The sequence below is a fragment of the Kitasatospora sp. MBT63 genome (genome assembly GCF_000710465.2).
Classification (GTDB): Bacteria; Actinomycetota; Actinomycetes; order Streptomycetales; family Streptomycetaceae; genus Kitasatospora.
In genome coordinates, this window is record NZ_JAIZ01000261.1 from 1 (window position 1) to 7,837 (window position 7,837).

Here is a 7,837-nt window from a genome sequence, read left to right on the forward strand (position 1 = left end):
GACGGCAAGGTGCTGTGGGGCGTCGGCATCGACTCCAACACCGTGCTGGCCTCGCTGAAGGCCATGGTGAGCGCCGTCAACCGGTCGCAGCGCGGGTAGTTCGTGGTGCCGCCGATCGGCGGCCGTGACGCGTGCCACACTCCTCACGGGTGTGGCACGCGTCACAGATTTATCCATCGGCACCCGTTCGGGGTGCTGACACGTGCCGGTAACCGTGGCAACATCGACGCACCGGAAGCCGGGTCGGTGGGACGTCCCGACGGCCGGTCGCGTGACCTGCCCACTGATGCGCAGGCCGCCTGCCATGTCTGGGGAGTGGCACCGTGACAGGGTTGTGGGGTGTCCGCCCTCGCTGGCGGACGGACGTTCTCGGTGAGTTCTTCTGCCCCGGCTGCGGCGGGGACCGCAACTACCGCCGGCAGCACGGCCGGCGGTGGCTGCGGCTGCTCGGCAGCCCGGTGCTGCCGCTCGGCCCGGTGATCGGCTGCGTGCAGTGCACCTCCTGCCACGGCCGGTACGGCACCGAGACGCTGGACCAGCTCACCTGCGTCCGGCTGGCGGCGATGCTGCGGGACGCCCAGTACACCGTCGCGCTGGCCACCCTCGCGGCCGGCGGCACCGCCAGCCGGGCCGGCCGCGAGGCCGCCTGCGCGGTGGTCCGCGACGCGGGCTTCGAGGACAGCGGCGAGGCCCAGGTGCTGGCCGCGCTGGCGGCGCTCTCCGGCCACAGCGGCGGCGAACCGCTGGACGTGGACGGCGTGGGCAGCGGCCTGGCCGTCGAACTGCACGCCGCCCTGGAGCCGCTCGCCCCGCACCTGGCCCAGCAGGGCCGCGAACGCCTGCTGCTGCAGGGCGCCTGGATCGCGCTGGCCGACGGCCGCTACCTCCCCGAGGAGCGGGCCGCGCTGGCGGTGGTCGGGCGATGTCTGAAGCTCTCCGAGTCCCAGGTCGGCGAACTGCTGGCGGCCGCCACCCGCGCCCCGCACTGAGCCGCCGGTCCGTCCCCGAAGGCCGCTCCGCACCCGCACCACCGCCCCAGGACCGGGCCCGACCCCCTTCCGGGCCCGCCGTACCCCGCACCGCCACGGGCGCTCCCCCCACCGCCCCGGGTGCGGGCGCACGGCTGCCCGCCCGCCGGATGGCCGGAGGGGCCCCGGGGTTGCGGGACAATGGTGGGATGTCCACACTGTCCGACCGTCCCGGCCGGGAACCGGCATGAGCCTGTTCCGCGACGACGGCGTGGTGCTGCGCACCCAGAAGCTCGGCGAGGCCGACCGGATCATCACCCTGCTCACCCGCCAGCACGGCAAGGTGCGCGCGGTCGCCCGCGGCATCCGCAAGACCAAGTCGAAGTTCGGTGCCCGGCTGGAGCCGTTCTCCCACGTCGACGTGCAGTTCTTCAGCCGGGGCAGCGACCTGGTCGGCCGTACCCTGCCGCTGTGCACCCAGGTCGAGACGATCGCCCCCTACGGCGGCCCGATCGTCGCCGACTACACCCGCTACACGGCCGGCACCGCGATGCTGGAGACCGCGGAGCGCTTCGCCGAGAACGAGGGCGAGCCCGCAGTCCAGCAGTACCTGCTGCTGGTCGGCGGCCTGCGCACCCTGGCCGCCGGGCAGCACCAGCCGCACCTGGTGATGGACGCCTTCCTGCTGCGCTCGCTCGCCGTCAACGGCTACGGCGCCAGCTTCACCGACTGCGCCAAGTGCGGGCTGCCCGGCCCCAACCGGTTCTTCTCGCTGCAGGCGGGCGGTGTGCTGTGCACGGACTGCCGCGTGCCCGGAAGTGCCGTACCCTCCCCTGAGACACTGGTACTGCTCGGGGCGCTGCTGTCGGGGGACTGGCAGACGGCGGACGGCTGCGAACCCCGGTACTGGCGTGAGGGCAGCGGGCTGGTGGCCGCCTATCTGCAGTGGCACCTGGAGCGGGGCATCCGCTCGATGAGATACGTGGAGAAGTGAGCATGGTCGCGCGACGGCTGTTCGGCAGCAAGCAGCGGGTGTACCGGACCCCGGACCCGCACCCGAGCGGCGCCCGGCCGCCGAAGATCCCCGGCGAGCTGGTGCCCAACCACGTCGCCTGTGTGATGGACGGCAACGGCCGCTGGGCCAAGGAGCGCGGTCTGCCGCGCACCGAGGGCCACAAGGTCGGCGAGGCGGTCGTGCTGGACGTGCTCAAGGGCTGCCTGGAGATGGGGGTCAAGAACCTCTCGCTGTACGCCTTCTCCACCGAGAACTGGAAGCGCTCCCCGGACGAGGTGAAGTTCCTGATGAACTTCAACCGGGACGTGATCCGCCGCCGCCGCGACGAGATGGACGAGCTGGGCATCCGGATCCGCTGGGCCGGCCGGATGCCGAAGATGTGGAAGAGCGTCGTCCAGGAGCTCCAGGTCGCCCAGGAGCAGACCAAGGACAACGACGCGATGACCATGTACTTCTGCGTCAACTACGGCGGTCGGGCCGAGATCGCCGACGCCGCGCAGGCCATCGCCCGGGACGTCGCGGCCGGCCGGCTGGACCCGAAGAAGGTCAACGAGAAGACCTTCGCCAAGTACCTGTACTACCCGGACATGCCGGACGTCGACCTCTTCCTGCGCCCCAGCGGCGAGCAGCGCACCTCCAACTTCCTGGCCTGGCAGTCCGCCTACGCCGAGCTGGTGTTCCAGGACGTGCTCTGGCCGGACTTCGACCGCCGCGACCTGTGGCGCGCCTGCGAGCAGTTCGCCCGGCGCGACCGCCGCTTCGGCGGTGCGATCCCGAACGCGGTCGAGGACGGCTCGGCGGAGCTGCCGGCCCAGCGCTGAGCGGTGGGGTACGCGTGGGGCCCGGGTTCCTCGGAACCCGGGCCCCACGCGCGTACCCGCCGGTTCAGGCCTTCTTGGCGCACTCCGCGCAGGTGCCGAAGATCTCCAGGGTGTGCGCGATGTCGCTGAAACCGTGCTCCGCGGCGACCGCGTTGGCCCAGCGCTCCACGGCGGGCCCCTCCACCTCGACCGTGGCGCCGCAACTGCGGCAGACCAGGTGGTGGTGGTGCCCGCTGCTGCACCGGCGGTAGACGGCCTCGCCGTCCGCGGTGCGCAGTACGTCCACCTCGCCGGCGTCGGCCAGCGACTGCAGGGTCCGGTACACCGTGGTCAGCCCCACCGAGTCACCCCGGTGCTTGAGCATGTCGTGCAGCTCCTGCGCGCTGCGGAAGTCCTCGATCTCGTCCAGGACCGCCGAGACGGCGGCTCGCTGCCGAGTCGATCGCGCGCGCGGCGACGGGCCTGCGGTGGTCACCGTGAGTCCTCCTGGTGGTCGGGTGCTGTCGCACCTCATTGTGCCAGCCCGGAACTGGGCAGCGGGGCGTCCGTACGACGCCCGTCCTGCTGTCCGGGCAGTGCCACGTCGCACACCGCGGGGCCGTCCGCCGGCCGGGCCCGGTGCCGTCGCCGGGCGAGCGGCGCGGCCAGGGCGCTGAACACCGCGAACGCGGCGATGGCCAGCAGCACGATGGCCGGTCCTGACGGCACGTCGGCCTGGTACGAGCCGGCCACCCCGAGCAGGGCGACGCCGGTCCCGAGGCCGATCGCGGCGGCCTGGGTGGCCGCGAAGGACCGGGTGAGCTGCTGGGCGGCGGCCACCGGCACCACCATCAGTGCGCTGACCAGCAGCAGGCCGACCACCCGCATCGCCACCGTGACGGTGACCGCGGCGGTGACCGCGAGCAGCAGGTTGAGCAGCCGCACCGGGATGCCGGTCACCCGCGCGAACTCCTCGTCCTGGCAGACCGCGAACAGCTGCCGGCGCAGGCCCAGGGTGATCGCGACGACCACCGCGGCCAGCGCGCCGATCACCACCAGGTCGTCCGCCGAGACGGTCAGGATGGAGCCCCAGAGGTAGCTCTCCAGGCTGCTGCTGCCGGCCTGCGGGCTCAGGCTGACCAGCAGCTTTCCGCAGGCCATGCCGCCGTAGAAGAGCATCGCGAGGGCGATGTCGCCGCGCTGGTTGCCGCGCGAGCGGACCAGCTCCATGACGATCGCGCCGAGGACGCAGACCAGCACCGCCATCCAGACCGGGCTGGTCTGGAAGACGAAGCCGAGGCCGACACCGGTGAGCGCGACGTGCCCGATGCCGTCGCCCATCAGCGCCTGCCGGCGCTGCACCAGGTAGATGCCGACGGCGGGCGCGGTCACCCCGACCAGCACGGCGGCGATCAGCGCCCGCTGCATGAAGTCGTACTGCAGCATCTCGGTCATGACAGCAGCCCCTGGGTGCTCCGGTGGTGGTCGTCGGCGTGCGGGTGGACGTGGTCGTGGCCGGGCAGCGCGTGCTGGCCGACCCCGCGCGGCGGCGGGCCGTCGTGGGCCACGCAGCCGTCCCGGAGCACCACGGCGCGGTCGATCAGCGGCTCCAGCGGCCCGAGTTCGTGCAGCACCAGCAGGACGGCGGCGCCGCGCGCCACCTCGCTGCGCAGGGTGTCGGCGAGCACCTGCTGGCTGTCCAGGTCCACCCCGGCCATCGGCTCGTCCATGATCAGCAGATCGGGGGTGCCGACCAGCGCGCGGGCGATCAGCACCCGCTGGTGCTGGCCGCCGGAGAGCCCGGCGACGCCGTCCGAGGCCCGCTCCAGCATGCCGACGGCGGCCAGCGCCCGGTCGACCGCCGCGCGGTCGCGGCGGCGGAACGGCAGCAGCCGGTGCTGCGGCAGCCGGCCGGTGGAGACCACCTCGCGCACGGTGGCGGGCACTCCGCCGGCCGCGGTGGTGCGCTGCGGCACGTACCCGATCCGGTGCCAGGCCCGGAACCGGCCGAGCGGGGTGCCGAACAGCTCCAGGCTGCCGCGCTGCAGCGGGACGGCGCCGATCACGGACCTGACGGTGGTGGACTTGCCGGAGCCGTTGGCGCCGAGCAGGGCGACCACCTCGCCCGGCCGCACGGTCAGGTCGATGCCGCGCAGGACCGGGCGCCCGCCCAGCGAGGCGGTGGCGTCGAGCAGCCGGACGGCCGGGGCCGCGTCGGCGTCGGTCGCGGGAGCGCCGGATGCGGCGGCGGGGTCGGGTGCGGCGGGGTCGGCCGCCTGCGGGATGGCGGTGCTCATGGTCGGTGTCCCCCTCAGCCGGTGGCGCCGAGCGCGGTCCGGAGGTTGGCGAGATTGTGCTGCATGACCGAGAAGTAGTCCTCGGTGGCCGGGTCCTTGACGCCCTCCAGCGGGTCGAGCACGTCGGTCCGCAGACCGAGGTCCTTGGCGACGGTCTCGGCCAGCCGCGGGTCGACCAGGGTCTCGAAGAAGATCGTGGTGACGCCGTGGGAGCGGGCCGCCTGCTGGATCTCGGTGAGCCGGGCCGGCGTGGGCTCGGCCTCCGGGTCGACGCCGTTGATCGCGACCTGCTCGAGGCCGTAGTGGTCGGCGAGGTAGCCGAACGCGGCGTGGCTGGTGACGAAGGTCTTGGTCGGTACGTCCTTCAGACCGTCGCGGAACGCGGTGTCCAGGGCCGTCAGCCGGTCGAGGAGCCGGTCGGTGGCGCTGCGGTAGTCCTCGGCGTGGGCCGGGTCCGCGGCGGCGAGTTCGGTGCCGACGCTGCGGGCGACCGCCGCGTAGCGGGTGGGGTCGAGCCAGATGTGCGGGTCGCCCGCGGGGCCGCTGTGCTCGTGGCCGGCGTGCTCGCCGCCGGGCTCCTCGTTGCCCTCGTCCAGGTGGTGGTCGACCAGCGGCGAGACGGCCGTCGCGTCGACCACGTGCTCGGCGTGGGTGCCCTTCACGGCCTGGTCGACGCTGGGCTGCAGGCCCTTGAGGTAGACCACCACGTCCGCGCTCTGCACCGCGCCGACCTGACGGGCCTTGAGCTCCAGGTCGTGCGGCTCGACCCCGGCGGGGGTGAGGCCGGTGACCTTCACGTGGCTGCCGCCGATCTGCTCGGCGAGGTAGGCCATCGGGTAGAACGACGCCACCACCTTCAGCCGGCCGTCGCCGTCGGCGGCGCTGGAGCTGCCACCGCAGGCGGTGAGCAGCAGGGCGCCGACGGCCGCGCTCGCGGCGAGGGCTATCGAGGAACGTCGGATCATCATGACAACCATTCTCATCTTGAGTGGAAATGATTGTCAACTCACTCGAATGGCTGATTGTGCAGCAAGGATGTGCGGGTGCGCCCCGGCGGTGGCCGGAACGCGCCCGGCGCGCGGTCAAACCGTGTGACGGCGGGGCCCGCGCTCCCGGTAACCTGGGGCATTCGGGTGCGTGCAACCAGCCGCGCCTTGACCGTGCCGTCGTACTGAAGAGAGCACTGTGGCCGCCGACAAGATCGACACCATCGTCAGCCTGAGCAAGCGCCGAGGCTTCGTCTACCCCTGCAGCGAGATCTACGGAGGTACGCGCGCCGCCTGGGACTACGGCCCACTGGGTGTCGAGCTCAAGGAGAACATCAAGCGCCAGTGGTGGCGTTCGATGGTCCACGCTCGGGAGGACGTCGTCGGCCTCGACTCCTCGGTGATCCTGGCCCGCGAGGTCTGGGAGGCCTCCGGCCACGTGGCGACGTTCAACGACCCGCTGACCGAGTGCCTCTCCTGTCACAAGCGCTTCCGCGCCGACCACCTGGAAGAGGCGTACGAGGCCAAGCACAACCGGCTGCCCGCCAACGGCCTCGCCGACATCAACTGCCCGAACTGCGGCAACAAGGGCGCCTTCACGGAGCCCAAGGAGTTCTCGGGCATGCTGAAGACGCACCTCGGCGTCACCGAGGACGCGAGCGGCCTGGCCTACCTGCGCCCGGAGACCGCGCAGGGCATCTTCACCAACTTCAGCGCCGTCCAGACCACCTCGCGCCGCAAGCCGCCGTTCGGCATCGCCCAGACCGGCAAGAGCTTCCGCAACGAGATCACCCCCGGCAACTTCATCTTCCGCACGCGCGAGTTCGAGCAGATGGAGATGGAGTTCTTCGTCAAGCCGGGCGAGGACGACCAGTGGCACGAGTACTGGCTCCAGCAGCGCTGGGACTGGTACGTCGACCTCGGCCTGCGGACCGAGAACATGCGCTTCTTCGAGCACCCGAAGGAGAAGCTCTCCCACTACGCCAAGCGCACCGTGGACATCGAGTACCGCTTCAACTTCGGCGGCACCGAGTTCTCCGAGCTGGAGGGCATCGCCAACCGCACCGACTACGACCTCTCGGTGCACAGCGAGCACTCCGGCAAGGACCTGCGGTACTTCGACCAGGAGTCCGGCGAGCGGTACTTCCCGTACGTCATCGAGCCGGCCGCCGGTCTCAACCGCGCGATGCTGGCCTTCCTGCTCGACGCCTACTTCGAGGACGAGGCGCCCAACGCCAAGGGCGTCATGGAGAAGCGCGTCGGCATGCGGCTCGACCCGCGCCTGGCCCCGGTCAAGGTCGCGGTGCTGCCGCTGTCGCGCAACGCCGACCTGTCCCCGAAGGCCCGCGGCCTGGCCGCCGACCTGCGCACCGCGTGGAACGTCGAGTTCGACGACGCCGGCGCGATCGGCAAGCGCTACCGCCGCCAGGACGAGATCGGCACGCCGTTCTGCGTCACCGTCGACTTCGACACCCTCGAGGACAACGCGGTCACCATCCGCGAGCGCGACACCATGGCGCAGGAGCGCGTCTCCCTGGACCAGGTGAAGTCCTACCTCGGTGCCCGCCTGATCGGCTGCTGACCGGGACCGCCCCCGACGGCCCCCACCGCCTCGCGTGGTGGGGGCCGTCGTGCTGCGGGCGGCCGGAGCGCACCCGGCCCGCCGGGATCGCCGTCCCGCGGGGATCAGCGGCCGCGGGAGCGGCGGCGGCCCTGGCCGCGGTCGGCCGGCCCGGTCGGCAGGCCGGCCGTGCGCAGCGCCGCCAGCGCG

Annotated in this window: 9 protein-coding genes; 5 read left to right on the forward strand and 4 right to left on the reverse strand. The window is 72.4% G+C overall.

Annotated features, from left to right (window positions below; genetic code table 11):
• The 4 genes from AA75_RS45645 to AA75_RS16485 all read left to right on the forward strand — a co-directional run.
• The coding region (locus tag AA75_RS45645; RefSeq protein WP_149038180.1) for an alpha-isopropylmalate synthase regulatory domain-containing protein at window positions 1–99 on the forward strand (99 nt) is incomplete at its 5' end.
• A gap of 224 nt (window positions 100–323) precedes the next feature.
• Window positions 324–989, forward strand: a complete 666-nt coding sequence (locus tag AA75_RS16475) for a TerB family tellurite resistance protein (RefSeq protein WP_082526571.1) — start codon at window positions 324–326, stop codon at window positions 987–989.
• A gap of 226 nt (window positions 990–1,215) precedes the next feature.
• Complete coding sequence (gene recO / locus AA75_RS16480) at window positions 1,216–1,962, forward strand: DNA repair protein RecO (protein ID WP_033820803.1); 747 nt, start codon at window positions 1,216–1,218, stop codon at window positions 1,960–1,962.
• Between the two features lie 2 nt (window positions 1,963–1,964).
• Entirely contained in the window at window positions 1,965–2,804 is an 840-nt protein-coding gene (locus tag AA75_RS16485) for an isoprenyl transferase (RefSeq protein ID WP_033820804.1), read from the forward strand.
• A gap of 64 nt (window positions 2,805–2,868) precedes the next feature.
• Here the strand turns inward: AA75_RS16485 and AA75_RS16490 are convergent, their stop codons facing one another.
• Genes AA75_RS16490 through AA75_RS16505 form a run of 4 tightly spaced genes read right to left on the reverse strand, consistent with a single transcriptional unit; the run spans window position 2,869 to window position 6,048 of the window.
• Window positions 2,869–3,279 (reverse strand): Fur family transcriptional regulator, encoded by a 411-nt coding sequence (locus AA75_RS16490; RefSeq protein ID WP_033820805.1) that lies wholly within the window; start codon window positions 3,277–3,279, stop codon window positions 2,869–2,871.
• Between the two features lie 35 nt (window positions 3,280–3,314).
• A complete protein-coding gene (locus AA75_RS16495; protein ID WP_033820806.1) occupies window positions 3,315–4,238 on the reverse strand; it encodes a metal ABC transporter permease in 924 nt (307 codons plus the stop codon).
• Entirely contained in the window at window positions 4,235–5,080 is an 846-nt protein-coding gene (locus tag AA75_RS16500) for a metal ABC transporter ATP-binding protein (RefSeq protein WP_033820807.1), read from the reverse strand. The genes AA75_RS16495 and AA75_RS16500 overlap by 4 nt, the downstream gene beginning before the upstream one ends.
• 14 nt (window positions 5,081–5,094) lie before the next feature.
• Window positions 5,095–6,048 carry a metal ABC transporter substrate-binding protein gene (locus AA75_RS16505; RefSeq protein ID WP_033820808.1) on the reverse strand — a complete coding sequence of 318 codons (954 nt, stop codon included), beginning with the start codon at window positions 6,046–6,048 and terminating at the stop codon, window positions 5,095–5,097.
• A gap of 217 nt (window positions 6,049–6,265) precedes the next feature.
• On the opposite strand from AA75_RS16505, the gene AA75_RS16510 reads away from it, so the two are divergent.
• Entirely contained in the window at window positions 6,266–7,648 is a 1,383-nt protein-coding gene (locus tag AA75_RS16510) for a glycine--tRNA ligase (RefSeq protein WP_033820809.1), read from the forward strand.
• Window positions 7,649–7,837: the final 189 nt, after the last annotated feature.